The organism is Streptomyces sp. f51 (genome assembly GCF_037940415.1).
In the GTDB taxonomy this organism is placed as follows: domain Bacteria; phylum Actinomycetota; class Actinomycetes; order Streptomycetales; family Streptomycetaceae; genus Streptomyces.
In genome coordinates this window covers 4,514,374-4,539,420 of the sequence record NZ_CP149798.1, presented here as the reverse complement: position 1 = coordinate 4,539,420, position 25,047 = coordinate 4,514,374, and the positions used below count along the sequence as shown (strand labels likewise).

Below are 25,047 nucleotides of genomic sequence, written 5' to 3'. Positions count from 1 at the left end.
TAGGGAGCCGCGCCGCCGCCGCGGGGCCGGGCACGGCCACCCCTGCGGCGGCGGCCTCGGCCGTCAGTGCTTGGCGGGCAGGAAACCGACCCGGTCGTACGCCTGCGACAGCGTCTCCGCGGCGACGGCCCGCGCCTTCTCCGCGCCCTTGGCCAGGACCGAGTCGAGCGTCTCGGGGTCGTCCAGATACTGCTGGGTGCGCTCCCGGAACGGCGTCACGAAGTCGACCATGACCTCGGCGAGGTCCGTCTTCAGCGCGCCGTACATCTTGCCCTCGTACTCCTGCTCCAGCGCGGCGATCGACGTGCCGGTGAGGGTGGAGTAGATGGTCAGGAGGTTGCTGACGCCCGGCTTGTGCTCCGCGTCGTAGCGGATGACGGTGTCGGTGTCGGTGACCGCGCTCTTGACCTTCTTGGCCGTCACCTTCGGGTCGTCGAGCAGATTGATGAGGCCCTTCGGCGTCGACGCCGACTTGCTCATCTTGATCGACGGGTCCTGGAGATCGAAGATCTTCGCCGTCTCCTTGAGGATGTACGGCTTGGGGATCCGGAACGTCTCGCCGAAGCGGCCGTTGAAGCGCTCCGCGAGGTCGCGGGTCAGCTCGATGTGCTGGCGCTGGTCCTCGCCGACCGGGACCTCGTGGGCCTGGTACAGCAGGATGTCCGCCACCTGGAGGACCGGGTACGTGAACAGGCCGACGCTCGCGCGGTCGGCGCCCTGCTTGGCGGACTTGTCCTTGAACTGGGTCATGCGGGAGGCCTCGCCGAACCCGGTGAGGCAGTTCATGACCCAGGCCAGCTGTGCGTGCTCGGGGACATGGCTCTGGACGAAGAGCGTGCAGCGCTCGGGGTCGAGGCCCGCGGCCAGCAGCTGCGCCGCGGCCAGCCGGGTGTTGGCCCGCAGATCCGCGGGGTCCTGCGGAATCGTGATCGCGTGCAGGTCGACGACCATGTAGAACGCGTCGTGGGACTCCTGGAGCGCCACCCACTGACGGACGGCGCCGAGGTAGTTGCCGAGGTGGAACGAGCCTGCGGTGGGCTGGATTCCGGAGAGCACGCGAGGACTGTCAGAGGCCATGTTCACCATTCTCTCAGGTGCCGGGGCCCGCTCCGGAACTGGCCGGAAAGAGACGGCACGCGGGCGGGCCGACATCACGGGTCCGGGAACCGCGCCCACCCGGCCTCCACACCACCGGCACAGAAGGTGACCGATTCGCTCACCTGAGCTGCTTTCGGCCACGCACCGTCATGGAAGTGCAACGGTGAGATGACGTTCCTGCTGGAGGGGGTGTTGTTCGAGGTCACCGGCGTTTAAGAATGCCGGACCGCCTGGTAACCGGATTCGGCACGGCGGAGCGCTGCTCGGACGTCGCCGTCGAGGGGAACCCCCGGCGGGTCCTTCGGCGCACCCAGGAAGTGGCACAACGGTGTGCGGGCCGGCTCAGCGCCGGTCGTTTGGGGGTTCCATGCGCGGGCTTCGTGAAGTGGTCACGGTGGTGGGGGCGTTGGGGGCGACCGCCGCCGCGGTGGTGTCCGTGGCGCCGTCCGCCCTGGCCGGCCCGGCGGCGAGTGCGCCGGTGCTCTCGCACACGGTCCTGGACAGCGCGGAGCGCTCCTCGGGGGCGAGTCCGGACGTCGCCCTGACCATCGCGGGCGACACGGGACGGACGACCACCCTCCACAACGCGGACCCGGACTTCGGACGGCTGTGGCGGCTGCTGTCGCCCCGGTACGAGGGCACGCAGAAGGCGCCGGACGGGTGGAGGGACGGTCACCTCCCGGAGCTTCAGGCCACGGTGATCTGGGGGGTCACGGGTCCCGGGGACGGGACGCGGACCGCCCATGTGACACCCGGCGGCGACGTCATCCTCAGCCGCCAGGACCAGGTGTACCTCGACTCGGACGGTACGCCCTGGGTGCGGTCGAATCTGTCGCCGGACTCGATGAACCACGACATCCGCTGGCATGTGGCGCCGCGCTCGGTGTTCGACGAGCTGATGAAGGACGGACGGCTCTTCGGCTCCGGGTCGGTCGCGTCCGCCCCCACGGTGCAGCTGGACCCGGCGTTCTGGGCGGTGCCCGGACTCGCGGCGGGCGTGGCGCTCGGCGCCGGCGCCGCGTGGTTCATCAGCCAGGCGGCGGTCAGGGCCCGGCGGGAGAACGCCGGGCCGCTGCTGGGCTCGCGCCAGGAGCTGGCCGAAGCCCAGTGACCGCGGGGGACGCGCGTCAGCCGAGGTCGATCTCCGGGTAGAGCGGGAAGCCGGTGAGCAGGTCGCTCGCGCGGTGGGCGATCTCGTCGGAGATCTTCGCGTCCAGGACGTGCTGCGCCTTGGACGGGGCGCCCTTGGCGGTGGTCCCGGCCTCGGCCGCGGTCAGGACCCGGTCGATCAGACCGGCGATCTCGTCCATCTCGGTCGCGCCGAGACCACGGGTGGTCAGCGCGGGAGTACCGATGCGGATGCCGGAGGTGTACCAGGCGCCGTTCGGGTCGGCCGGGATGGCGTTGCGGTTGGTGACGATGCCCGAGTCGAGCAGCGCGGACTCCGCCTGGCGGCCCGTCAGGCCGTAGGAGGAGGCGACGTCGATGAGGTTGAGGTGGTTGTCCGTGCCGCCGGTGACCAGCGTGGCGCCGCGGCGCATCAGGCCCTCGGCCAGGGCACGGGAGTTGTCGACGACGGCCCGGGCGTAGTCGCGGAACTCGGGGCGGCGGGCCTCGGCGAGCGCGACGGCCTTGGCGGCCATGACGTGGGGCAGCGGGCCGCCGAGGACCATCGGGCAGCCGCGGTCGACCTGCTCGGCGAGGGTCTCGTCGCACAGGACCATGCCGCCGCGGGGGCCGCGGAGCGACTTGTGCGTGGTGGTGGTGACGATCTGGGCGTGCGGGACCGGGTCGAAGTCGCCGGTGAGGACCTTGCCCGCGACCAGTCCGGCGAAGTGCGCCATGTCGACCATGAGGGTGGCGCCGACCTCGTCGGCGATCTCCCGCATGATCCGGAAGTTCACCAGGCGGGGGTAGGCGGAGTAGCCGGCGACGATGATCAGCGGCTTGAACTCGCGGGCGGAGACGCGCAGCGCCTCGTAGTCGATGAGACCGGTGGCGGGGTCGGTGCCGTACGAGCGCTGGTCGAACATCTTGCCCGAGATGTTCGGACGGAATCCGTGCGTGAGGTGGCCCCCGGCGTCCAGGGACATGCCGAGCATGCGCTGGTTGCCGAAGGCCTGCCGCAGTTCGGCCCAGTCGGCCTCGGAGAGGTCGTTGACGTTGCGGACACCGGCCTCGGCGAGCGCCGGGGCCTCGACCCGGGCGGCGAGGACGGCCCAGAAGGCGACGAGGTTCGCGTCGATGCCGGAGTGCGGCTGGGCGTAGGCGTGCTCGGCGCCGAACAGCTCGCGGGCGTGCTCGGCGGCGAGGGCCTCGACGGTGTCGACGTTGCGGCAGCCGGCGTAGAAGCGGCGGCCGACGGTGCCCTCGGCGTACTTGTCGCTGAACCAGTTGCCCATGGCCAGGAGGGTGGCCGGGGAGGCGTAGTTCTCGGAGGCGATCAGCTTCAGCATGTCGCGCTGGTCGGCGAGTTCCTGGCCGATGGCGTCGGCGACGCGGGGCTCCACGGCCCTGATCACGTCGAGGGCGCTGCGGAAGGCGGTGGACTCGGTGGAAAGGGGCTCTGGCATGACGGCCTCCGGACGTTGCGTTCAGCGTTCACGGGTCGGCCCAGGCGCACGGCACTCGGTTGCCACGACTCCTCGCCCGGTGGTCCGGGCTCCTCGGGGCGGCCTGTCACTCCGTCCTGAGGTCCGGGATCGTCCCGGGAAAGCCACAGCGCTGGTGCCGCTCCCCGATGGTCGGTCCCATCCCAGCGCGCCAGTCACGGCCCCGCCGGGAAGCCTACCGGGCGCGCCGGATCGGCGGGGTCCCCGGTCCACCATGCGAGCGACGATAGGAAAGGGGGCACAGACCCGCCCGCGCGCGAACGGAGATCCCGTGACCACCATGGATGCCAGGGAGACGACGGAGGCGTTCATCGCCTCGGCCGAGGCGCACAGCGCGCACAACTACCACCCGCTGCCGGTCGTCGTGGCGACGGCGGACGGTGCCTGGATGACGGATGTCGAGGGGCGCCGCTTCCTCGACATGCTCGCCGGGTACTCGGCGCTGAACTTCGGCCACGGCAACCGGCGGCTGATCGAGGCGGCCAAGGCGCAGCTGGACCGGGTGACGCTGACGTCGCGCGCGTTCCACCACGACCGGTTCGCGGACTTCTGCCGGGAGCTGGCCGCGCTGTGCGGCATGGAGATGGTGCTGCCGATGAACACCGGCGCGGAGGCGGTGGAGACGGCGGTGAAGACGGCCCGAAAGTGGGGGTACCGGGTCAGGGGCGTCCCGGCCGGGATGGCGAAGATCGTGGTCGCGGGCAACAACTTCCACGGGCGTACGACGACGGTCATCAGCTTCTCGACGGACCCCGAGGCCCGGGCCGACTTCGGGCCGTACACACCGGGCTTCGAGATCGTGCCGTACGGGGACCTGACGGCCCTGCGGGCGGCGGTCACGGAGAACACGGTGGCGGTGCTGCTGGAGCCGATCCAGGGGGAGGCGGGAGTGCTGGTGCCGCCGGCCGGATATCTGCCGGCCGTGCGGGAGCTGACGCGGGAGCGGAACGTGCTGTTCGTCGCGGACGAGATCCAGTCGGGTCTCGGGCGCACCGGCCGTACGTTCGCGTGCGAGCACGAGGGCGTGGTGCCGGACATGTACGTCCTCGGGAAGGCGCTCGGCGGCGGGGTGGTGCCGGTGTCGGCGGTGGTGTCGAGCGCGGAGGTCCTCGGAGTGTTCCGGCCCGGGGAGCACGGGTCGACCTTCGGGGGGAACCCGCTGGCCTGCGCGGTGGCCCTGGAGGTGATCGCGATGCTGCGGTCGGGCGAGTACCAGGAGCGGGCGGCCCGGCTCGGCGAGCGTCTGCACCGCGAACTGGGCCGGCTGAAGGACTCCGGTCACGTCACGGCGGTGCGCGGGCGCGGTCTGTGGGCGGGCGTCGACATCGCCCCCGCGCACGGCACCGGCCGGGAGGTCTCGGAGCGGCTGTTGGAGCGGGGCGTCCTGGTCAAGGACACGCACGGCGTCACCGTCCGGATCGCCCCGCCGCTGGTCATCTCCGAGGAGGACCTGGACTGGGGTCTGGCCCAGCTCCGGGCCGTGCTCGGCGCGTAGGCACCCGGGCCCGGGAGGACCACGAAGGGACCCGGGCCCGGCAGGACCCGCGAACGGCGCTAGAGGATCACGTGCGGCAGGAAGCGGGCGTACTCGTCCGTGATCAGGCCTGAGGACTCCCGGATGCCGAGGCCCGCCGGCTCGTCCCCGACGACCCAGGCGCCGAGGACGACACGGTTGCCGTCGAAGTCCGGGAGCGGCGCCAGCTCCTGGTAGCAGCAGGCCTCTTCGCGTACGACGGGTGCGGCGCCGGGCTCGTGGACCGTCACCCCGGCGCCCTCGCGGCCGAGCAGGGGCTTGGCGACGTAGCCGTTCGCGCGGGCGAGCTCGCGGGGGCCGTCGAGGTACGCGGGGAGCAGGTTCGGGTGGTCCGGGTAGAGCTCCCAGAGGACGGCGAGGAGCGCCTTGTTGGACAGGAGCATCTTCCAGGCGGGCTCGATCCACAGGGTCGAACCGGTGCCGCCGCCGTTGTCGAGGGTGTCCAGGACGTGGCCGGCGAACGCGTCGGTGGTGAGCCACTCCCAGGGATAGAGCTTGAAGCAGCTCCGGATGAACGCGAGCCGGTTGTCGACGAAGCGGCCGGACAGGGGGTCCCAGCCGATCTCCTCCATGGAGATCCAGTCCGTGGCCAGTCCCGCCTGCTCGGCGGTCTCCTTCAGGTAGGCGACCGTCATCAGGTCCTCGCCGAGTTCGTCCTCGGCGGAGTGCGCGAAGTAGAGCGGGCCGCCCGGCGGCAGGAGTGCGCCCTGCTTCCTCCAGGCCGCGACGAGGCGTTCGTGGAGGGAGTTCCACTGGTCGGCGCCGGGGAAGCGGTCCTCCATCCAGAACCACTGGGGGCTCGCGGCCTCCACCAGCGAGGTCGGCGTGTCGGCGTTGTACTCCAGGAGTTTCGCGGGGCCCGTTCCGTCGTAGCGGAGGTCGAAGCGGCCGTAGACCGAGGGGAGTTCGCCGCGCCGGTGCCAGGCCTCGGCGACGGCCGCCACGACCCGGGGGTCGTCGATGCCGAGGTCGGCGAACCGTCCGTGCTCGACGATGTGCCCGGCCGCCGTCAGACACATGGCGTGCAGTTCCTCGACGACCTCCTCCAGCGCCTCGACCTCGGGCAGCGAGAAGACGTAGTAGGCGCTCTCGTCCCAGTAGGGGCGCAGGGAGTCGTCGGGGTGACGGGTGAGCGGGTAGATCAGCCCCTGCCGCTCGACGGTCTGCTGCCAGCCGGGACGGGGGGTGGTGGTGCGGCGTTCCATGGGATGCGTGCGTTCTCCGGCTCGGCGGGTGGGTCGGGGCCGGAGGTCTCGCTCCGGTGGGCGGGCGCGGATCAGCCGCCGGAGCCGCCCTTTCCGCCGCCGAAACCGCCGCGGTGGACGCCGCTGCCGCCCGAACCCCCGGAGCCGCCCCCGCTGGGCTTGACGAAGGAGCCGCCCTCGACCCGACCGCTCTTCCTGCTGCCGCCGTAGTACCAGCCGGTGTGGTACGAACCCGAGGACGACGTGCAGTACTTGTCCGCGACGACCTCGTAGCCCTTGGCCGCGTTGTAGCTGTCGCGGTCGACACAGCGCTTGTCGGGGTCCGAGGAGCAGGCGGTGAGGGTCGCCGCGAGAAGTCCCATGCCGCCGAGGACGACCGTGCCCGAGCGCAGTTGACGCCGTACGTCTGCCATGTTCGTTCCCCCGCTTGTTCTCGGTGGTTCATCTTTTGATCGAAGAGGACAGATTAGAGATCCCGCGCACAGCGAGTCCACGACGGCCCCCTGGTAACGCGCCGTCCCCTACAGTCGCTTCGTGCTCTTTGGAATGATCTGCGCCCTCGGCGCCTCGGTCTGCTTCGGTACGGCGACGGTTCTCCAGGCGATGGCCGCGCGGACCGCGGGTGAGGGCGGGACGGGCGGCGGAGCCGGCGGCGCGGCCGTCCTGCTGCTGCGGGCGCTGCGGCAGTGGCGCTATCTGGCGGGACTTGGCCTCGACGGGGTCGGGTTCGTGCTCCAGATCCTCGCCCTGCGCTCGCTTCCGATCTACGCGGTCGGCGCGGCCCTCGCGGCGAGCCTGGCCGTCACCGCGGTGGTCGCGGCGCGGCTGCTCCATGTGCGGCTGAGCCGGGTCGAGTGGGGCGCCGTGGCGGTGGTGTGCGGCGGACTCGCGATGCTCGGGCTGGCGTCCGGCGCGGAGGGTGACCGTACGGGCTCCCTGGCGCTGAAGTACGCGATGCTCGGGACGTCCGTGGCCGTCCTGGTGCTGGCGCTCGTCGGCGGACGGCTGCCCGACCGGGGGCGGGCGCTCGCGCTGGGCCTCGGGTCGGGGTTCGGGTTCGGGGTGGTCGAGGTGGCGGTGCGGCTGATCGCCGACCTCGATCCGGGGACCCTGCTGGCCAATCCGGCGACGTACGCCCTGCTCATCGGTGGCGGTGCCGCGTTCCTGCTGCTCACCACGGCCCTGGAACGGGGCTCGGTGACCACGGCCACCGCCGGTCTGGTCATCGGGGAGACCATCGGGCCGGCGCTGGTCGGGGTGGTGTGGCTGGGCGACCGTACCCGCGAGGGACTGACCTGGCTGGCCGTTCTCGGTTTCGCGGTGGCGGTGGCGGGCGCGCTGGCGCTGGCGCGGTTCGGCGAGGCCCCGGGCACGGAGCCGTCCGCGCCGGTGCCGTCGTGAGCCGTCAGGGAAGCGCCCGGCACAGTGCGTCCAGGGCGCCCGCCCAGGCGTGGTCCGGCGGCGTGCCGTAACCGACGACCAGGGCGTCCTGGTGCGCGGTCGGCGCGTCCGGGTGACGGTGGTGCGCGAGACCGTGGACGGCCAGGCCCTGGAAGGCGGCGGCCTGCACGACCGGCCCCTCGGTGCCGGTCGGGAGCCGCAGCACCGCGTGCAGCCCGGCCGCGATACCGGTGGCACGCACCTCGGGGGCGCGGGTGGCGAGGGCGGCGACGAGGGCGTCACGGCGGCGGCGGTAGCGCAGCCGGGCCGAGCGGACGTGGCGGTCGTAGGCGCCCGAGGTGATGAACTCCGCCAGGGTCAGCTGGTCGAGCGCCCCGGTGGACCAGCCGCCCTCCGCCTTCAGGGAGACGACCTCGTCCACGAGCGACGGGGGCAGGACCAGCCAGCCGAGGCGCAGCGCGGGGGCCAGCGACTTGCTGGCGGTGCCCAGATGGACCACGTGGTCGGGGTCCAGTCCTTGCAGCGCGCCGACGGGCTGCCGGTCGTAGCGGAACTCGCCGTCGTAGTCGTCGTCCAGGACGAGCCCGCCGGTGCGGCGGGCCCAGGCGACGACGGCGGCCCGGCGGTCCGGGTGCAGCGGCACGCCCATCGGGAACTGGTGGGCGGGGGTGAGGAGTACGGCCCGCGCTCCGGCCATGTCCCTTGTGTCGGTGCCGAGTTCGTCGAACGGCAGGGGGGTCGTGCGCAGGCCCGACCGGTGCAGGAGATTCCAGTGCGTGTCCAGCCCGTACGACTCCACGGCGACCGAGCGGAGCCCTCGCCGGCGCAGGATCGGGCCGAGCAGGGTGAGGCCGTCCGAGAAGCCGGAGCAGATCACGATGCGCTCCGGGTCGGCGCGCACTCCCCGGGCACGGGAGAGATAGCCCGCGAGGGCGGTGCGCAGTTCGGGGCGGCCGCGGGGATCGCCGTAGCCGAGGGCCTCGTGCGGAGCGCGGGCCAGGGCGCGGCGGGCGGCCTTGAGCCAGGCGGTGCGCGGGAAGGACGCGAGGTCGGGCCGGCCGGGGACGAGGTCGTAGGCGGGACCGGCCGGTTCACGGCGGGGCGGGGCGGCCTGCGGCGCCGGTCGTACGACGCTCCGCCCCGCCACGCGTGTGCCGGAGCCCTGGCGTGCGGTGAGCCAGCCCTCGGCGACGAGGTCGGCGTAGGACTCGGCGACCGTGTTGCGGGCGATGCCGAGGTCGGCGGCGAGCGAGCGGGAGGACGGCAGACGGGTCCCGGGGGCGAGCCGGCCGCCGCGGACGGCCTCGCGCAGCGCCTCCGTCAACCCCTTGCGAATGCCGGACCCCGTCGGCTCGACATGAAGGTCGACTCCCAGAGTGGCCCACGTTTTCCCCATGGGAATGGACCATACTCCCGGGCTACTCCCCTCGTAGGGTCGATCGCATGACGACGCAGGACACGACCACGCAGCACACCCCGACGACCCCGGACGCCCCCGCCGCGGGCGCGCCGTACGCGCCCGAGCACTCCCCCCGGCTGGCCTGGGCCGAACTGGCCCCCGACGTCTACAAGGCGATGGTCAGGCTCGACGCGGCGGCCCGGCGCGGGGTGGACCCCACGCTCCTCGAACTGGTGAAGATCCGCGCCTCGCAGCTCAACCACTGCGCGTTCTGCCTGGACATGCACACCAAGGACGCGCTCGCGGCGGGCGAGAGCGTCGAGCGGATCGTCCAGCTCGGCGCGTGGGAGGAGTCGCGGCACTTCTACACGGAGAAGGAGATCGCGGCGATCGAGCTGACCGAGGCCGTCACGGTGATCACTGAGGGCTTCGTGCCGGACGCGGTGTACGAGCGCGCCGCCCGGCACTTCGAGGAGGCCGACCTGGCCCAGCTGATCGCCTCGATCACGGTGATCAACGCCTGGAACCGGTTCGCCGTGACCTGCCGCATGGTGCCCGGCCACTACCGGCCCGGCGGGCACAGGTGACGGCGCCGGGCAGGGAGCGCTCGGTGACGAGCGGCGCGGAGCGGTTCCGGGCGCTGCACCACATGCGGGTGCCGGGCGATCCGCTGGTGCTGCCCGGCCCCTGGGACGCGGCGAGCGCCCGGGTGTTCGCGGACGCAGGCTTCCCCGCGCTCGCCACGCCGAGCGCCGGGGTGGCCGCCTCGCTGGGGTACGCGGACGGACAGACGCCCGCCGACGAGATGTTCGCCGCCGTCGGGCGGATCGCCCGGTCCGTGGACGTGCCGGTGTCGGCCGATGTCGAGGGCGGCTACGGCCTGGCGCCCCGGGAGCTGGTGGAGCGGCTGCTGGAGGCGGGGGCCGTGGGCTGCAACCTCGAGGACTCCGAGGGCGGAGTCCTCAAGGACGCGGACCGGCACGCCGACTGGCTGGCCGAGGTGCGGGACGCCGCGGCGGACCTGCTCTTCCTGAACGCCCGGGTCGACGTCTTCGCGTACGGCGACGGCGATCCGGGGCAGGCCGTCCGGCGGGCCGCGCTGTACGTCGCGGCCGGTGCGGACTGCGTGTACCCGATCGGGGCCCCGGCCGAGGTGCTTCCGCTGCTGCGGTCCGGCATCCAGGGGCCCTTGAACGCCTTCGCCAGGATCGACGGGGCGTCCCCGGCCGAACTGGGTGAACTGGGCGCCACACGCGTCACGTTCGGCCCCGGGCTACAGCGCCGGGCGGCCGAGGCGCTGGGGGACGTCGCGGCGGGGCTGCGGTCCTGACAGGAACCGTCGTGCCCCCGTCGCCCGGGCGCGGGCGGCCCGGACGGCAGGGGCACGACGGTCGAGCCGCGGCGAGCCGGTCACGACGGCAGCCACGCCTTCCAGGTCGACCGGTGGCGCTCCACCCACTTCTTCGCCGCCTCCTGCGGGGTCAGCTTGTCGTTGGCGATCATCAGGGAGACCTCGTTCTGGTCCCCGGTGGTCCACCGGAACTTCTTCAGGAACGCCGCGGCCTTGCCGCCGGTCCGCGCGAAGTCGGCGTTCAGGTACTTCTTCAGCGGGGTGTGCGGGTAGGCGCAGGCGACCTTCGCCGCGTCGGCGTCGCAGCCCTCCTTGTAGGCGGGCAGCCTCACCTCGGTCATGGGGACCTTCTCGAACAGCCACTGCGGCGAGTACCAGTACGTGAGGAAGGGCTTCTTCTCCTTCGCGAACTGCTTCATCTGCGTGATCTGCGCGGCTTCCGAACCGGCGAACACGACCTGGTAGTTCAGCTTCAGGTTGTTCACCAGCGCCTTGTCGTTGGTGACGTACGAAGGGGAGCCGTCGAGGAGCTGTCCCTTGCCGCCGCTCTCGGGGGTGCGGAGCCGGTCGGCGTACTTGTCCAGGTTCCTCCAGTCCGTGACGTCGGGATGCTGCTTCGCGAAGTACGTCGGCACGTACCAGCCGATGTGACCGGTCACGCCCAGGTCGCCACCGGGCGCGATCGTCCTCTTGTCCTGGACGTACCGCTTCTCCTGGTCGGGGTGCCCCCAGTCCTCCAGGATGGCGTCGACACGGCCCTGGCTGAGGGCGTCCCAGGCGGGCACCTCGTCGACCTGCACGGTGTCGACGCGATATCCCATCTCGTGTTCGAGGAGGTACTGCGCGACGGCCACGTTGGACTGGGCGCCGACCCACGACTGCACGGACAGGGTCACCGTCCGCGCGCCCCGGGCGTTCGCGAAGGGCGAGGCCTGCTTGGTCATGTCGGCGGCGCCGCAGCCGGTGAGCAGCAGCAGGGCCGAGGCCCCGGCCACCACGGATGTCGTACGAAGTCGCATGTCACGCTCCCTTCTTGGCGCGGCGCCCGGTCGGCTGGGTCACCCGGTCGAGCATCAGTCCGAGGCAGACGATCGCGGCGCCGGCCACCAGTCCGGTGGCCAGGTCGCCCTGGGCCAGGCCGAACACGACGTCGTAGCCGAGCGCGCCACCGCCGACCAGACCGCCGATGATGACCACGGCGAGGACCAGGACGACGCCCTGGTTGACGGCCAGCAGCAGCGCGGGCCGTGCCAACGGGAGCTGGACCTGGCGCAGTTGCTGCCCGGCGGTCGCACCGAGGGAGCGGGCCGACTCCAGTGCGGCGGGGTCGACGGCCCGCAGTCCCTGGGTGGTGATGCGGATGACGGCGGGCAGCGCGTAGACGACCGCGGCGGCGACGGCGGGGGCGCGCCCGACACCGAACAGCGCGACGACGGGGATGAGGTAGACGAACTGCGGCATGGTCTGGAAGACGTCGAGGACGGGCCGCAGCAGACGCTCGAAGCGTTCGCTGCGCGCGGCCGCGATCCCGGTGGCGAAGCCGAGCACCAGGGTGACGGCGACCGCCGCGAGCACCTGGGAGAGCGTGTCGAGGGACGGCTTCCACGCGCCCAGGACACCGATCGCGGCCATGGCGAGGACGGCGGTGAGCGCGGTGCGCCAGGTGCCGATCAGCCAGGCCAGGGCGGCGACGGTCAGCAGCACGGCCCACCAGGGCAGCCACTGGAGTCCGTCCCGGAGCGGGTCGAGGACCCAGGTGGTGAAGTGGCCCGCCCAGTCGGCGGTGCCGCCGATGTACGGGACGCCCGAGTAGAGGTGGCCGGTCATCCAGTCGACGGCGCTGTTGACCGGCTCGGCGATGTTCACCACCCAGGCGTCGGGCCAGTCGGGGCTGCCCGTGAGACGGCCGGTGAGGGCGACGGCCACGACGGCGAGGGCGGCGAGCGCCGTGTACAGCCGGGGCGGGTTCGCGCCGACCGCTCCGATCCGCTCGCCGGCGGCGGCCGTGACCCGGTCGAGGACGACGGCCAGCAGGACGATCGGGATGCCCGCGGAGAGGGCGGCGCCCACGTCCACCGAGGCGAGGGCCTGGTAGACGCGGTCGCCGAGGCCGCCGGCGCCGATCACGGAGGCGATGACGGCCATGGACAGCGCCATCATGATCGTCTGGTTGAGGCCCAGGAGGAGTTCCTTGCGGGCCAGCGGAAGGCGGGCGGTCAGCAGGCGCTGGCGGGCGGTGGCGCCGAGCGAGGCGACGGCCTCCATCACGCCCTCGTCCGCGTCGCGCAGGCCGAGCGCGGTGAGGCGGGCCATGGGCGGGGCGGCGTAGACGACGGTGGCGAGCACGGCTGCGGGGACGCCGATGCCGAAGACCAGCACGACGGGCAGCAGATACGCGAAGGCCGGGAGCACCTGCATGGTGTCGAGGACGGGGCGCAGCGCGCGGTGGGTGCGCTCGGAGAGCCCGGCGGCGAGGCCGAGCAGCAGGCCGAGCACGACGGAGGCGAGCACGGCGACCGTCATGACCGCCAGCGTCTGCATCGTGGGCACCCACATGCCGAGCAGTCCGCAGACGAGGAACGCGGCACCGGCGCCGAGCGCCTGGCGCACTCCGGCGGCCCGCCAGGCCACCAGCGCGGCCAGGGCGGTCACTCCGGCCCAGCCGGCCGCGAGGAGCAGCAGATAGACGGCGCGTACGGACAGGACGACGGCGTTGCTGACGTAGCCGAAGAAGTACAGGAACAGCGGGTGGCTGTCGCGGTTGTCGATGATCCAGTCGCCGGCGCGGCCGAGCGGTCCGGTCAGGTCGACGGTCAGGGCGTGCGGCCAGCTGCCGCCGGACCAGCGGGCCTCGGCGAGCGGCACGAGCACCGCCGCGACGACGGCGAGGACCGCGAGCTTGCCGACGGCCGGATGCCGCAGGCGTCCGGGCAGGACCGTACGGGGAGGGGTTGCGGTGACAGCCGCCATCACGCCGCCTCCCCGATCGTGTCCGGGCCGGCGACGACCTGGAGCAGCCGCTCGTGGTCGACGACGCCGAGGCAGCGGCCGTCGCGCACGACGCAGGCGGCCCGGCCGGTGCGGGCGACGGCCTTGATCGCGTCGGCGACCACGGTGTCGGGGGCGAGCGCGCCGGGGTGGTCGGGGCCGCCGCAGTCCCCGGGGCGCATGGCCGTGCGGACCGTCATGACCTGCTCGCGGGGCACGTCCCGGACGAACTCGCGGACGTAGGCGTCGGCCGGGGAGCCGACGATCTCCTCCGGGGTGCCGAGCTGGACGATCCGGCCGTCGCGCATCAGGGCGATGCGGTCGCCGAGGCGCAGGGCCTCGGTCAGGTCGTGGGTGATGAAGACCATCGTGCGGCCCTCCTCGCGGTGCAGCCGCACGACCTCGTCCTGCATGTCGCGCCGGATCATCGGGTCGAGCGCGCTGAACGGCTCGTCGAAGAGCAGGACCTCGGGGTCGACGGCGAGCGCGCGGGCCAGCCCGACGCGCTGCTGCTGACCGCCGGAGAGTTCCGCGGGCCTGCGCTGCTCCATGCCCTCCAGGCCGACCTTGGCGACGACCTCGGCGGCCCTCGCCCGGCGTTCCTCGCGCGGGACGCCCTGGATCTCCAGGCCGTAGGCCACGTTGTCGAGGACCGTGCGGTGCGGCAGCAGGCCGAAGTGCTGGAAGACCATGGCGGCGCGGTGGCGGCGCAGTTCGCGCAGCCGGCCCTTGTCCATCGCGAGGACGTCCTCGCCGTCGATCGCGAGGCTGCCCGAGGTGGGTTCGATCAGCCGGGTGAGGCAGCGTACGAGGGTGGACTTGCCGGAGCCGGACAGGCCCATGACGACGAAGACCTCGCCCTTGCGCACGTCGAAGCCGACGTCACGGACGGCGGCGGTGCAGCCGGTGGCCTCGCGCAGTCCGGCGGCGTCCAGGGAGGCGAGTTCGGGGTCGCCGGGAACACGGTCGGCTTTGGGTCCGAACACCTTCCACAGACCGCGCACGGAGAAGACGGTGCCGGGGGCGGCGGTGTTCTCGGCGGTCGTGGGCACGGCGTTCGCGGTGCTCTCGGCGCTCTCGGTGTTCGCGGTGCTCTCCGTGCTCTCGGTGTTCGCGGTGCTCTCCGTGCTCCCGGTGCTCTGCGTGTTCTCGGTGGGTGTGTTCATCGCGCGTCACCACCGATCAGCTCGGCGGCCTTCTCGCCGACCATGAGCACCCCGATCATCGGGTTCACCGCGGGCATGGCGGGGAACACGGAGGCGTCGGCGATCCGGATGCCGTCCAGGCCGCGGACCCGCAGTTCGGGGTCCACCACGGCGAGTTCGTCCAGGAGCCCGCCCATCCGGCAGGTGCCGGCCGGGTGGTACACGGTGTGCGCGACCTGGCGTGCGTACGCGCTCAGTTCCTCGTCCCCGGTGACGTCGGGCCCTGGGCAGACCTCACGCTTGAGCCAGCCGGCCAGTGGTTCGGCCCTGGCGATCTCGCGGGCGATCCTGATGCCGTCGACGAGGGTACGGCCGTCGTAGTCCTCCTCGTCCGTGAAGTACCGGAAGTCCAGGGCGGGTTTGACGGTCGGGTCCGCGCTGGTGAGGTAGAGGCGGCCGCGGCTGCGCGGCTTGGGGATGTTGGGGGTCATCGAGACGCCGTGCGCGGGGCGTTCGTAGCCGATGCGCTCCGGATTGTCCGTGAAGGGGATCTGGTAGAAGTGGAACATCAGGTCGGGGCCCGGCTGTTCGGGGTCCCGCCGGACGAAGAGTCCCGCGTCGGAGTCCATCGCGGAGTTCTCCGGAATCGGCCCGTGCGTCTCCCAGACGATCACCGACTCGGGGTGGTCGAGCAGGTTCTCGCCGACGCCCGGCAGATCGTGCGCGACGGGGATGTCCAGTTCCTCCAGGTCACCGGCGGGTCCGATGCCTGAGTGCAGCAGCAGGCGGGGCGAGTCGACGGCTCCCGCGCACAGCAGGACCTCGCGGCGCGCCCGGACGAGGACCTCCTCGTCGTCCTTGGTCCTGACGTGCACGCCCGTGACGCGCTTCCCCTCCAGCTCCAGCTTGTACGCCCACGTCTCCAGCAGGAGCGTCAGGTTGGGCCGTTCGTCCATCACGGGGTGGAGATACGCGACCGAGGCGCTCGACCGCTTGTTGTCCTCGGGGTGGTAGGCGAGGTCGAAGAAGCCGGCGCCCTCGGTGAACGGCTGCCGGTTGAAGCCCTCGACCAGCGGGACGTCGAGGGCGGACCGGGCCGCGTCCACGAAGTCCCGCGCGATGGCGTTCCGGTCCTTCTCGTCGACGGGGACGATGTTGTTCAGGAGCCGCGCGTAGTACTCCTCCATCCCCGCCGCGCCCCAGCCCTTGGCGCCGGCCGCCTCCCACTCGTCCCAGTCGGACGGCAGGGGCTTGAACGCGATCAGCGTGTTGTGCGACGAGCAGCCTCCGAGCACCCGGGCACGGCTGTGCCGGATGTGCGAGTTGCCGCGCGGCTGTTCGGTGGTCGGGTAGTCGTAGTCGAGCTCCCCGCCGAGCAGGCCCATCCAGCGGCGCAGGGTGAGGACGTCCTCGCGTCCCACGTCGCTGGGGCCGCCCTCGATGACGGCGACGCTGACATCCGGGTTCTCGGTGAGGCGGGACGCGATCACGGAGCCCGCGGTGCCGCCGCCGATGACGACGTAGTCGTACGTTTCCTCGTGCTGGGACATGAAGGGGTGCTCCAAAAGGCCAGGGAAGGTAGGGGAGTTCGCCGGACGGCGGGAGTCAGCCGGCGAACCAGCGGACGGGCTTCGGCGCGAGGTTCTGGTAGACGTGCTTGCTCTCGCGGTACTCGGCGAGCCCGGCGGGGCCGAGTTCGCGTCCGACGCCGCTGCGTCCGAAGCCGCCCCACTCCGCCTGCGGGAGATAGGGGTGGAAGTCGTTGATCCAGACGGTGCCGTGGCGCAGCCGCCCCGCGACCCGGCGGGCACGGCCGGCGTCGGCGGTCCAGACGGCGCCCGCGAGGCCGTACTCGGTGTCGTTGCCGAGCGCGACGGCCTCGTCCTCGGTGGCGAACGTCTCCACGGTCAGGACGGGCCCGAAGACCTCCTCGCGGACGACCCGCATCCCGCGGTGGCACTGGTCGAGCACGGTCGGCTCGTAGAAGTACCCGGTGGCGGGCCGGACTTCGGACGGCTCGGGCCGCCTGCCCCCGGCCCGCAGGACCGCGCCCTCGGCCAGCGCGGAGGCGACGTACTCCTCGGTCTTCGCGCGCTGCTGCTCGGAGACGAGCGGACCGCACTCGACACCGTCCCCGGTGCCGCGGCCGAGCCGGATCGCACCGGCCCTGCGGGCGAGTTCGGCGACGAAGCGCTCGCGTACGGACTCCTCGACGATGAGCCGGGAACCGGCCGAGCACACCTGACCGCTGTGGATGAAGGCGGCGTTGAGCGCCTGGTCGACGGCGGTGTCGAAGTCCTCCGGGGTGGCGCAGGCGTCGGCGAAGACGATGTTGGGGTTCTTGCCGCCGAGTTCGAGCGCGACCTTCTTGACCGTGTCGGCGGCGGCACGCGCCACCTTCGTCCCGCTGGCCAGGCCGCCGGTGAAGGAGACGAGGTCGACGTCGGGGTGCTCGGCGAGGCGGGCGCCGACGGTGTGCCCGGGGCCGGTGACCAGGCCCGCGACCCCGTCGGGCAGGCCCGCCTCGGCCAGCAGCCGCAGCAGCGCGACGGTCGTCATCGGGGTGATCTCGCTGGGCTTGACCACGAAGGTGTTGCCGGCGGCGAGGGCGGGGGCGATCTTCCAACTGGCCTGGAGCAGCGGATAGTTCCAGGGGGTGATCAGGGCGCACACGCCGACGGGCTCGTGCACGACCACACTGTGGACGTCGGCCGAACCGGCGTCCACGACACGGCCGCCGCCCTCGCCCACCACAAGGTCGGCGAAGTAGCGGAAGGCGTCGGCGACGCAGTCGATGTCGACGCGCCCCTCCTCCGCCGTCTTGCCCGCGTCACGGCTTTCGAGCAGCCCGAGCGTCTCGCGGTCACGGACGAGGAGACCGGCCACGCGGCGCAGCAGGGCGGCGCGTTCGGCGACGGGGGTGTGCGGCCAGGGCCCCTCGTCGAAGGCACGGCGCGCGGCGGCGACCGCGAGGTCCGCGTCCTTCCCGTCTCCCTCGGCGACCACGGCGAACGGCTCGGCATCGGCGGGGTCGAGGATCTCGCGTGTCGATCCGGAGAGTGCCGCGCGCCACTCGCCGTCCACGTGGATGGTCTGTTCTGCCTGCTGTCCTGCCATGGCCGGTGTTGCCTTCCGTTCCTGTTCGATCCCCCTGTGTCACGGAGGCGTCGCCCCCGTGAGCTGTGAGCGCCTGCCCCTGCGCCCCCTCCACATGCGCGATCCGTCACGAGAAGTGCGCCGGGTCACTGAAAAATCCCACGAAAAGGGACAAGAGCGGGCGATGGACAGCCCGTTTTCCTTTGACTAAAGTCAAAAGAAGAGCGCCGTCCTGGCGGAGAACCGCGGGAAGGCGGCCGGACCGGGAGCCGAAGGAAGATGGAGCCAGTGCCGACGGACACGGTGACCACGGACCAGGTGACGGCGCTGCGGCGCTTCAACCGCTACTTCACGCGGCGCATCGGAGCCCTCGACGACCACTACCTCGGCCAGGACCGCCCCCTCGGCGAGGCCCGGCTCCTGTTCGAGATCGGCGGGGAGGGAGCCTCCCTGCGCGACCTGCGGGCCCGGCTCGGCCTGGACGCGGGGTACCTGAGCCGGATGGTGCGCGCCCTGGAGCGCCAGGGGCTCGTCCGGGTGAGCGTCCATCCCTCCGACAGCAGACTGCGGGTCGCCGGTCTCACGGACGCCGGACGGGCCGAGATCGCGGAGCAGAACCGGCTGGCCGACGCGCTCGCCGAGGGGTTGCTCAGCGGTCTCGACGCGCACCGGCGCACGGAGCTGACCGCGGCCCTGGACACCGCCCACCGGCTGCTCCGGCTCGCCGCGATCACCGTCGAGACGGTCGACGGCGCCTCCCCCGACGCCCGCGCCTGCCTCGCCGCGTACGCGGCCGACATCGACGCACGGTTCCCCGAGGGCTTCGACCCCGCCACCCTCGTACGGCCGCGAGAGGTGTCCGGGGACGCGGGCGCCTTCCTCGTCGCCTACGAGGAGGGCCGGCCCGTGGGCTGCGGCGCGCTGCGCCGTCTCGGTCCCCGGGCGGGCGAGATCCGTCATGTGTGGGTGGACCCCGGGGCCCGCCGGCTCGGCCTCGGGCGCCGGATCCTCGACGGCCTCGAACAGCGGGCGGCGGAGCGCGGGTTCGGCGTCGTACGCCTGGACACGCACGCCGTGCTCACCGAGGCCCAGCGGATGTACCGGGCGTGCGGGTACACGGAGATCCCGCGCTACGACGACAACGTGTACGCGGCGCACTGGTTCGAGAAGCGGCTCCCCGTCAATGCGCAGGAGCCGCCCGCGCCTTGAGCGTGCCTCAGGTGGTGTTCGAGCAGGCGTACCCGCTCGGGCAGAAGGAGTTGACGGCCGTCGCGAGCTGCTGGGTCATGTCGGTGCCCGGCGGGCTGCTGGCGACGATGGCGTACGGCGTGCCGTCGGCGGCCTGGAAACGGTGGTCGATGTTCTGGGTGGGCCCGGTCTGCTTGCTGTCGTAGCGGTAGCTGAACTCCGTCCAGTCGGTGCCGCTGCGCCGGTCCAGGTACTGGTAGCCCCGGGCCCCCTCCGCGATGGACTGGGCCTGCGCCGAGGACTCCGCCACGGAGTCCTCCTTGATCTCGAACACCAGCAGGCTGCGGACGCCGTCGGGCGCGGTGTACGTGACGACGGGCGCCAGCTTGCCCTGCTTCTCCTGACGCGCCCAGCCGGCCGGGACGTCCACGGTGTAGCCGACCGGATCGACCGAGCGGCTGTACCCGGGGGCGGGCGCCGGGGCGGTGGTGACGGCCGGAGCGGTGTACGTGCCCTCGCCGCCGGTGACGTTCGAGTTGTCCGGTGTGACACCGGCCTGCGGTGTCGTGACGCCGACCGAGGGTCCGGACGAGTGCGCCTGCGGATGCCGCGCCGAGCCGCCCCGGGTCACCGCCCACAGTCCGCCGCCCACACCGCCCGCGAGAACCGCCACGGCCACGATCACCAGAAGCAGCTTCCGCGCGTCACCCGAGCCAGGCGGCCGGCCACCGGCACCCGGCGGTACGACACCACCGGGCCACGTCGGCGGCTGCGACTGCTGGTGCGACCAGGCGGCCTGGGCCTGCTGCTGAGCCTGGGCCCACTGCTGTTGCTGCTGCTGCTGTTGCTGTTGCGGTGGAAGCGGTGGCTGGTGCGGTCCGAAGCCCGCGGGCGGCGGGACGTCGGGCCGCGGCGGACCCGTCTGCGTGGCCGCCGCCCACCACTGCTGGTCCCCGGCCGGCGGCGCTCCGCCGGCGTCCGCACCGTCCTGGACCCCGCCGTCCGCGGGGCCCGTACCGTCGTCGACCCACTGCCGACGGTCCGCGTCCCATCGCTGCGCCATGCCGCCCCCGCTCCCCCGTCGGCCCCACCCGACGGCCCGATCCCGGCGTGTTCGCCGCCGCACCCTGCCGCGCCCAGCCCCCCGGCGGACCGCACCTCACGACCATAGTGAGGTTTCCGCCATCGGCACCCCTCTTTATGGCGACAAAGCACATACGTTCGGCACGTACTTTCCCTACGCCCAATGGCCCCCAAACACACCGATGCCCGGGTGGTCGTCACCACCCGGGCATCGCGGGTACTGCTGCGCACCGAGCGCCACCGGGCCGAGCCGGCCGGACGGCCGTCCGGCTCAGGCCTGTTCGCGCCGGATCAGATCAGGCCGAGGGCGCGGACCGCCTCGCGCTCCTCCTCGAGCTCCTTGACGGAGGCGTCGATGCGGGTGCGGGAGAACTCGTTGATGTCCAGGCCCTGGACGATCTCGTAGCGGCCGTCCTTCGTGGTGACGGGGAAGGAGGAGATGAGGCCCTCCGGCACACCGTACGAACCGTCCGAGGGGATGCCCATGGAGGTCCAGTCGCCCTCGGCGGTGCCGTTGACCCAGGTGTAGACGTGGTCGATGGCGGCGTTGGCGGCCGAGGCGGCCGAGGACGCGCCACGGGCCTCGATGATCGCCGCACCGCGCTTGGCGACGGTCGGGATGAAGTCCTCGGCGAGCCACTTCTCGTCGTTGACGACCTCGGCGGCGTTCTTGCCGTCGACCGAGGCGTGGAAGATGTCCGGGTACTGGGTGGCGGAGTGGTTGCCCCAGATGGTCAGACGCTTGATGTCGGCGACCGTCGTGCCCGTCTTCTTCGCGAGCTGGGTCAGCGCGCGGTTGTGGTCCAGACGGGTCATCGCGGTGAAGCGCTCGGCGGGTACGTCCGGAGCGGCGGCCTGGGCGATCAGCGCGTTCGTGTTCGCCGGGTTGCCGACGACCAGGATCTTGACGTCGTCGGCGGCGTTGTCGTTGATCGCCTTGCCCTGCGGCTTGAAGATGCCACCGTTGGCCGAGAGCAGGTCGCCGCGCTCCATGCCCTTGGTGCGGGGGCGGGCGCCGACGAGCAGACCGACGTTGGTGCCGTCGAAGGCGACGTTCGGGTCGTCCGTGATGTCGATGCCCTGAAGAAGCGGGAAGGCGCAGTCGTCGAGCTCCATGGCGGTGCCCTCGGCGGCCTTCAGCGCCGGCGTGATCTCCAGCAGGCGCAGCTTGACCGGCACGTCCGCGCCGAGCAACTGGCCGGAGGCGATGCGGAAGAGCAGGGCGTAACCGATCTGGCCGGCCGCGCCGGTGACGGTGACGTTCACGGGAGTGCGAGTCATGGCGTTCTCCGTATGACAGCTGGCGGTGGGGCGTCCCTGCCCCGGGTGCAGGATCGTCCCCTGCAACCACCGCAATGATCGATCAAAGGTCCCGATGATCGATCTCTCGGCGTCAAGAGAGATCCGCCGTCAGGCTATCGCGCATCCGGGACGCCGGACGTCAGGGTGCGTGTGGCCCACCCCACAGATGTCCCGGGATTCCCCGGGGAGGCGGTCGCCGGGCTCGGGAGAGGGTGAACTCGGCGACCGCCAAAGGGGGTACCAGCGGCTCGCGGGAAGGGATCTCCCCCCTTCCCGACGGCACCGGATCCCGTGGGGGTACGAAGCCCCTGCCCCCTCGGAACCAACTCAATCCCCCAAACCAGAAGTTTCCCCCTGCCCCACCACAACCTCCTTCTCGCCCCCTCCGCCCCTACCCAACCCGACCCCGAGGGCGCCGCCCCCGGACCCCCGCTCCTCAATCGCCGGAGGGGCTGAAACTTTTCCCGGCCGGGGCTGGAATTCGGGCGGCCGGGGCTGGGATTTCGGTGGTCGCGGCTGAGGTTTCGGCGGCCAAGGCTGGGATGCGGACCGGGCACCACGAATCACCCGCAGCCGGGATCCGACGCGAGGGGCCGTGCCGGTACATCGATGCCCGTCGCCACCGACGGTCACTCCTCATCCAACGGCGACGGGCTGATGCACCGGCACGGCCCCGACCCACCACCGAACCGGGAGCCGGAGCCAGAGGCGAGCGAAGCCGCTACGAGGTGCACTCCCGTCGCCCCGAACTCGGCACCAGACAAGCCTTCACCGAGCCGGCGTCCTTCACCACCACCATCGGCGTGTACGTGTACACGTCCGCGCCCGCCACAGCCGTCCGCGTCCCCGCGGCCCCCGGCGACGACACCTCCACCCGGTCCCCCACCCCCGCCCGCGCGACCCGCGCCCAGGCGACCCCGCACGTCGCGCTGTACCGCACCTCCACCAAAGCGGCCCCCACCGTCACACTGGTGACCGTCGTGGCCATCCGACCACCGCACCCCATGAGCTCGGGGTCCTTCCCGGCGCACGAGGCGCGGACGCACTTGACCCCCGGCGGCAGCTCGGACCGGGCGCTCACGGAGGCGGCCGACGCCTTCGGCACACCGCCGGAAGCCGTCCCACCCCCACCAGAACCGACCCAGACGACGGCCGCGACAACGACAAGAACCCCCAGGACCGCCGCGAGCAACACCGTCCAGAGCCGCCTCCGCCGAGCGGAGTCCCCCGCAACGGCCCCCTCGGGCCGCGCGTCCCGCGGCTCCGGCGCGCCCCGCGCCCGGGACATCCGCATCGCCTCCACCCCCGAGTCGTACCGCGTCTCCGAACGACTCCAGGCCCGTTCGGCCAGCTCCCACATCGTCGCCAGATCCACGGGACTGGCCCCGGTCACCTCGGCCAGCGCGACGACCGCCCCCTTCGGCGCGAGCAGCCCGCCGTCGAGGTAGCGCTCCCAGGACGCCCTGGGGTAGCCCGTGCGGTCGGCCACGGCCGCGACGTCCAGCCCGCTCCGGTCGACGAGCAGTCGCAACTGACCGACGAACTCCGTCACCCGCGGATCGAGTTCATCCGGCAGCGCCTTCCAACGAGGCATTCCCTCCCCCTACTTCCCCTGGTGCATGCCCAACGGGGCAGAAGATCAAGTATGTCAACAACCGTCATAAGAGCCGGAGTTGGGCCGGTTCCCGGCAGAGGGCGAGCACACCGTGCCGGAATGGTCACTTCCGTGCCACAGGGGACCGCGGGCTGTTGAACGGCACGTTCGCGTGCACAAGGGTTGACCCCGGGCGGAACACGCGCCCGATCGCGGCCCGTCCTTACTCGGGGGAGGGGACGGGCCGCCGTCGTTCCCCAACCCGGGCACGAGGCCGGGTTGGGGAACGACGAAGCCCGCCCTCCCCGAAGGAGAGGACGGGCCGCACAGGCGGGCCGAGGGGCACGGCCCGTTCAGCGCACCGTGAAGTGCAAGGTGTCGTCCAGGAACGGAATCACCAGCACCGGGTTGGGCTGCGCCATCAGCGCGAGCACCACGATGGCGATGCCCAGGACGCTGTAGGTGAGCATGTCCGTGAAGCGGGAGCGGACCGCGAGCATGCCGACGCTCGGGAGCATCCATCGCATCACGGCACCCGCGAGCAGCGCGGCCCCGATCAGGATCGTGCCGACGCGGAACTGGTCGAGCGCGGTGAGCAGCAGGCCGAGCGCGACGGCGGACAGCACGGTGAGGATGGGCCACTGACGCGCGGGCGCCGGGGCGTCCCCGGGCGCGGCCCGGCCGCCGCCCTCGGGCCGCGCGGTGTCACGCGTGAACAGCGGGAAGCGCCGTGTGGTGCGCCGCGGCCGCCCCTCGGCGTCGGGCGCGCTGATCGCGTCCCGAACGGTGGCCTCGGCCTCGGCCTCGACCCCGCCCGCAGCCTCGACCTCAGCCCCCGAGACAGCCTCGACGCCGTCCTCGGACCCGGACCCGGACCCGGACCCGGCCTCGGCCTCGGCCTCGGCAGCCCCGACGCCGTCCCTGGCCCCGCCGTCGACCTCGGAGACATCGTCGCCCCGAGCCTCGGCCCGAGTGCCGGCCTCGGCCCGAACGCCGGTCTCGGCCCGCGAGCCGGCCCCGGCCCCGGACAGGACCCCGGCGTCACCGCCCGCCTCGGACACGCCCTCGCCCTCGACCTCGGTCTTCAACTCCGCCTCCCGCACGGCCGACTCGACGCCACCGCGCCCCACGCCGGCCCCGGCCTCATCGCTCTCGCCGTCAGCCGACACTTCGCTCCGCCGCTTCCACCACGTTGACGAGCAGCTGGGCCCGGGTCATCGGCCCGACACCGCCGGGGTTCGGGGAGATCCAGGCGGCGACCTCGGCGACGTCCGGGTGGACGTCTCCGACGATCTTGCCCTCGGCGCTGCGCGAGACACCGACGTCGAGGACGGCGGCGCCCGGCTTCACGTCCTCGGCGCGGATGAGGTGCGCGGAGCCCGCGGCGGCGACGATGATGTCGGCGCGCTTGAGGTGCGCGGAGAGGTCACGGGTGCCGGTGTGGCACTGGGTGACCGTCGCGTTCTCGCTGCGCCGCGTGAGCAGCAGCGGCATCGGGCGCCCGATGGTCACACCGCGGCCGACGACCACGACCTCGGCGCCCTTGATCTCCACGCCGTAGCGGCGCAGGAGCGTGAGGACGCCGTTGGGGGTGCAGGGCAGCGGGGCGGGCTCGTTGAGGACGAGACGCCCGAGGTTCATCGGGTGCAGGCCGTCCGCGTCCTTGTCCGGGTCCATCAGTTCCAGGATGCGGTTCTCGTCGATGCCCTTGGGGAGCGGCAGCTGGACGATGTAGCCGGTGCAGGCGGGGTCCTCGTTCAGCTCGCGGACCACCGCCTCGATCTCTTCCTGCGTGGCGGTGGCGGGCAGTTCGCGCTGGATGGAGGCGATGCCGACCTGGGCGCAGTCGCGGTGCTTGCCCGCTACGTACTTCTGGCTTCCGGGGTCGTCCCCGACCAGGACCGTCCCGAGGCCGGGCGTGACGCCCTTCTCCTTCAGGGCCGCCACGCGGACGGTCAGGTCGGACTTGATCGCGGCTGCGGTGGCCTTGCCATCGAGAATCTGGGCGGTCATGCCCCCCATCCTCCAGGATGACGCGGCCCAGGTTCCAA

Annotated in this window: 21 protein-coding genes; 6 read left to right on the top strand and 15 right to left on the bottom strand. The window is 72.4% G+C overall.

Annotated features, from left to right (window positions below; genetic code table 11):
- Positions 1-63: 63 nt before the first annotated feature.
- Positions 64-1,077 (bottom strand): tryptophan--tRNA ligase, encoded by a 1,014-nt coding sequence (trpS, locus tag WJM95_RS19890; protein WP_339131038.1) that lies wholly within the window; start codon positions 1,075-1,077, stop codon positions 64-66.
- Positions 1,078-1,465: 388 nt separating this feature from the next.
- Here trpS and WJM95_RS19885 point away from each other — a divergent pair, with 388 nt between their 5' ends.
- Positions 1,466-2,209 (top strand): hypothetical protein, encoded by a 744-nt coding sequence (locus WJM95_RS19885; protein WP_339131037.1) that lies wholly within the window; start codon positions 1,466-1,468, stop codon positions 2,207-2,209.
- A 16-nt stretch (positions 2,210-2,225) separates the two neighbouring features.
- Here WJM95_RS19885 and WJM95_RS19880 read toward each other — a convergent pair whose 3' ends face one another.
- Complete coding sequence (locus tag WJM95_RS19880; RefSeq protein WP_339131036.1) at positions 2,226-3,671, bottom strand: glycine hydroxymethyltransferase; 1,446 nt, start codon at positions 3,669-3,671, stop codon at positions 2,226-2,228.
- Positions 3,672-3,990: 319 nt separating this feature from the next.
- Here WJM95_RS19880 and rocD point away from each other — a divergent pair, with 319 nt between their 5' ends.
- Positions 3,991-5,205, top strand: coding sequence for an ornithine--oxo-acid transaminase (rocD, locus tag WJM95_RS19875; protein WP_339135689.1), 1,215 nt, complete (start codon positions 3,991-3,993; stop codon positions 5,203-5,205).
- Between the two features lie 59 nt (positions 5,206-5,264).
- On the opposite strand, the gene WJM95_RS19870 is transcribed toward rocD, so the two are convergent.
- Together WJM95_RS19870 and WJM95_RS19865 are read right to left on the bottom strand one after the other, a co-directional pair.
- On the bottom strand, positions 5,265-6,449 hold the full coding sequence (locus WJM95_RS19870; RefSeq protein ID WP_339131035.1) for a glutathionylspermidine synthase family protein: 1,185 nt from the start codon (positions 6,447-6,449) through the stop codon (positions 5,265-5,267).
- Positions 6,450-6,520: 71 nt separating this feature from the next.
- Positions 6,521-6,862, bottom strand: coding sequence for a hypothetical protein (locus WJM95_RS19865; RefSeq protein ID WP_339131034.1), 342 nt, complete (start codon positions 6,860-6,862; stop codon positions 6,521-6,523).
- A 133-nt stretch (positions 6,863-6,995) separates the two neighbouring features.
- On the opposite strand from WJM95_RS19865, the gene WJM95_RS19860 reads away from it, so the two are divergent.
- The gene (locus WJM95_RS19860; protein WP_339135687.1) at positions 6,996-7,850 is read left to right on the top strand and encodes a hypothetical protein; all 855 of its coding nucleotides are present in this window, start codon (positions 6,996-6,998) and stop codon (positions 7,848-7,850) included.
- A gap of 4 nt (positions 7,851-7,854) precedes the next feature.
- Here WJM95_RS19860 and WJM95_RS19855 read toward each other — a convergent pair whose 3' ends face one another.
- Positions 7,855-9,246 (bottom strand): PLP-dependent aminotransferase family protein, encoded by a 1,392-nt coding sequence (locus tag WJM95_RS19855; protein ID WP_339131033.1) that lies wholly within the window; start codon positions 9,244-9,246, stop codon positions 7,855-7,857.
- A gap of 47 nt (positions 9,247-9,293) precedes the next feature.
- Between WJM95_RS19855 and WJM95_RS19850 the strand changes: the two genes are divergently transcribed.
- Positions 9,294-9,836, top strand: a complete 543-nt coding sequence (locus tag WJM95_RS19850) for a carboxymuconolactone decarboxylase family protein (RefSeq protein ID WP_339131032.1) — start codon at positions 9,294-9,296, stop codon at positions 9,834-9,836.
- A 23-nt stretch (positions 9,837-9,859) separates the two neighbouring features.
- A complete protein-coding gene (locus WJM95_RS19845; RefSeq protein ID WP_339131031.1) occupies positions 9,860-10,579 on the top strand; it encodes an isocitrate lyase/phosphoenolpyruvate mutase family protein in 720 nt (239 codons plus the stop codon).
- Between the two features lie 80 nt (positions 10,580-10,659).
- On the opposite strand, the gene WJM95_RS19840 is transcribed toward WJM95_RS19845, so the two are convergent.
- The 5 genes from WJM95_RS19840 to WJM95_RS19820 are packed head-to-tail and all read right to left on the bottom strand — an operon-like array spanning position 10,660 to position 17,850.
- Complete coding sequence (locus WJM95_RS19840) at positions 10,660-11,619, bottom strand: ABC transporter substrate-binding protein (RefSeq protein WP_339131030.1); 960 nt, start codon at positions 11,617-11,619, stop codon at positions 10,660-10,662.
- A gap of 1 nt (position 11,620) precedes the next feature.
- Positions 11,621-13,570: an ABC transporter permease subunit gene (locus WJM95_RS19835; protein WP_339131029.1), complete on the bottom strand. Its 1,950-nt coding sequence runs from the start codon at positions 13,568-13,570 to the stop codon at positions 11,621-11,623.
- On the bottom strand, positions 13,570-14,754 hold the full coding sequence (locus WJM95_RS19830; protein ID WP_339131028.1) for a glycine betaine/L-proline ABC transporter ATP-binding protein: 1,185 nt from the start codon (positions 14,752-14,754) through the stop codon (positions 13,570-13,572). The genes WJM95_RS19835 and WJM95_RS19830 overlap by 1 nt, the downstream gene beginning before the upstream one ends.
- Positions 14,751-16,283: a GMC oxidoreductase gene (locus tag WJM95_RS19825; protein ID WP_339131027.1), complete on the bottom strand. Its 1,533-nt coding sequence runs from the start codon at positions 16,281-16,283 to the stop codon at positions 14,751-14,753. The genes WJM95_RS19830 and WJM95_RS19825 overlap by 4 nt, the downstream gene beginning before the upstream one ends.
- 55 nt (positions 16,284-16,338) lie before the next feature.
- Positions 16,339-17,850 carry an aldehyde dehydrogenase family protein gene (locus tag WJM95_RS19820; protein ID WP_339131026.1) on the bottom strand — a complete coding sequence of 504 codons (1,512 nt, stop codon included), beginning with the start codon at positions 17,848-17,850 and terminating at the stop codon, positions 16,339-16,341.
- 258 nt (positions 17,851-18,108) lie between these two features.
- Between WJM95_RS19820 and WJM95_RS19815 the strand changes: the two genes are divergently transcribed.
- A complete protein-coding gene (locus tag WJM95_RS19815) occupies positions 18,109-19,038 on the top strand; it encodes a helix-turn-helix domain-containing GNAT family N-acetyltransferase (RefSeq protein WP_339131025.1) in 930 nt (309 codons plus the stop codon).
- A gap of 7 nt (positions 19,039-19,045) precedes the next feature.
- On the opposite strand, the gene WJM95_RS19810 is transcribed toward WJM95_RS19815, so the two are convergent.
- From WJM95_RS19810 to WJM95_RS19790, 5 genes are all read right to left on the bottom strand, one after another.
- Positions 19,046-20,080, bottom strand: a complete 1,035-nt coding sequence (locus tag WJM95_RS19810; protein WP_339131024.1) for a hypothetical protein — start codon at positions 20,078-20,080, stop codon at positions 19,046-19,048.
- A gap of 311 nt (positions 20,081-20,391) precedes the next feature.
- The gene (locus WJM95_RS19805; RefSeq protein ID WP_339131023.1) at positions 20,392-21,381 is read right to left on the bottom strand and encodes a malate dehydrogenase; all 990 of its coding nucleotides are present in this window, start codon (positions 21,379-21,381) and stop codon (positions 20,392-20,394) included.
- A 742-nt stretch (positions 21,382-22,123) separates the two neighbouring features.
- The gene (locus tag WJM95_RS19800) at positions 22,124-22,996 is read right to left on the bottom strand and encodes an XRE family transcriptional regulator (protein WP_339131022.1); all 873 of its coding nucleotides are present in this window, start codon (positions 22,994-22,996) and stop codon (positions 22,124-22,126) included.
- Positions 22,997-23,349: 353 nt separating this feature from the next.
- Positions 23,350-23,769 carry a DUF3017 domain-containing protein gene (locus WJM95_RS19795; RefSeq protein ID WP_339135685.1) on the bottom strand — a complete coding sequence of 140 codons (420 nt, stop codon included), beginning with the start codon at positions 23,767-23,769 and terminating at the stop codon, positions 23,350-23,352.
- Between the two features lie 385 nt (positions 23,770-24,154).
- Positions 24,155-25,009, bottom strand: a complete 855-nt coding sequence (locus WJM95_RS19790; RefSeq protein ID WP_081218974.1) for a bifunctional methylenetetrahydrofolate dehydrogenase/methenyltetrahydrofolate cyclohydrolase — start codon at positions 25,007-25,009, stop codon at positions 24,155-24,157.
- Between the last annotated feature and the right edge of the window lie 38 nt (positions 25,010-25,047).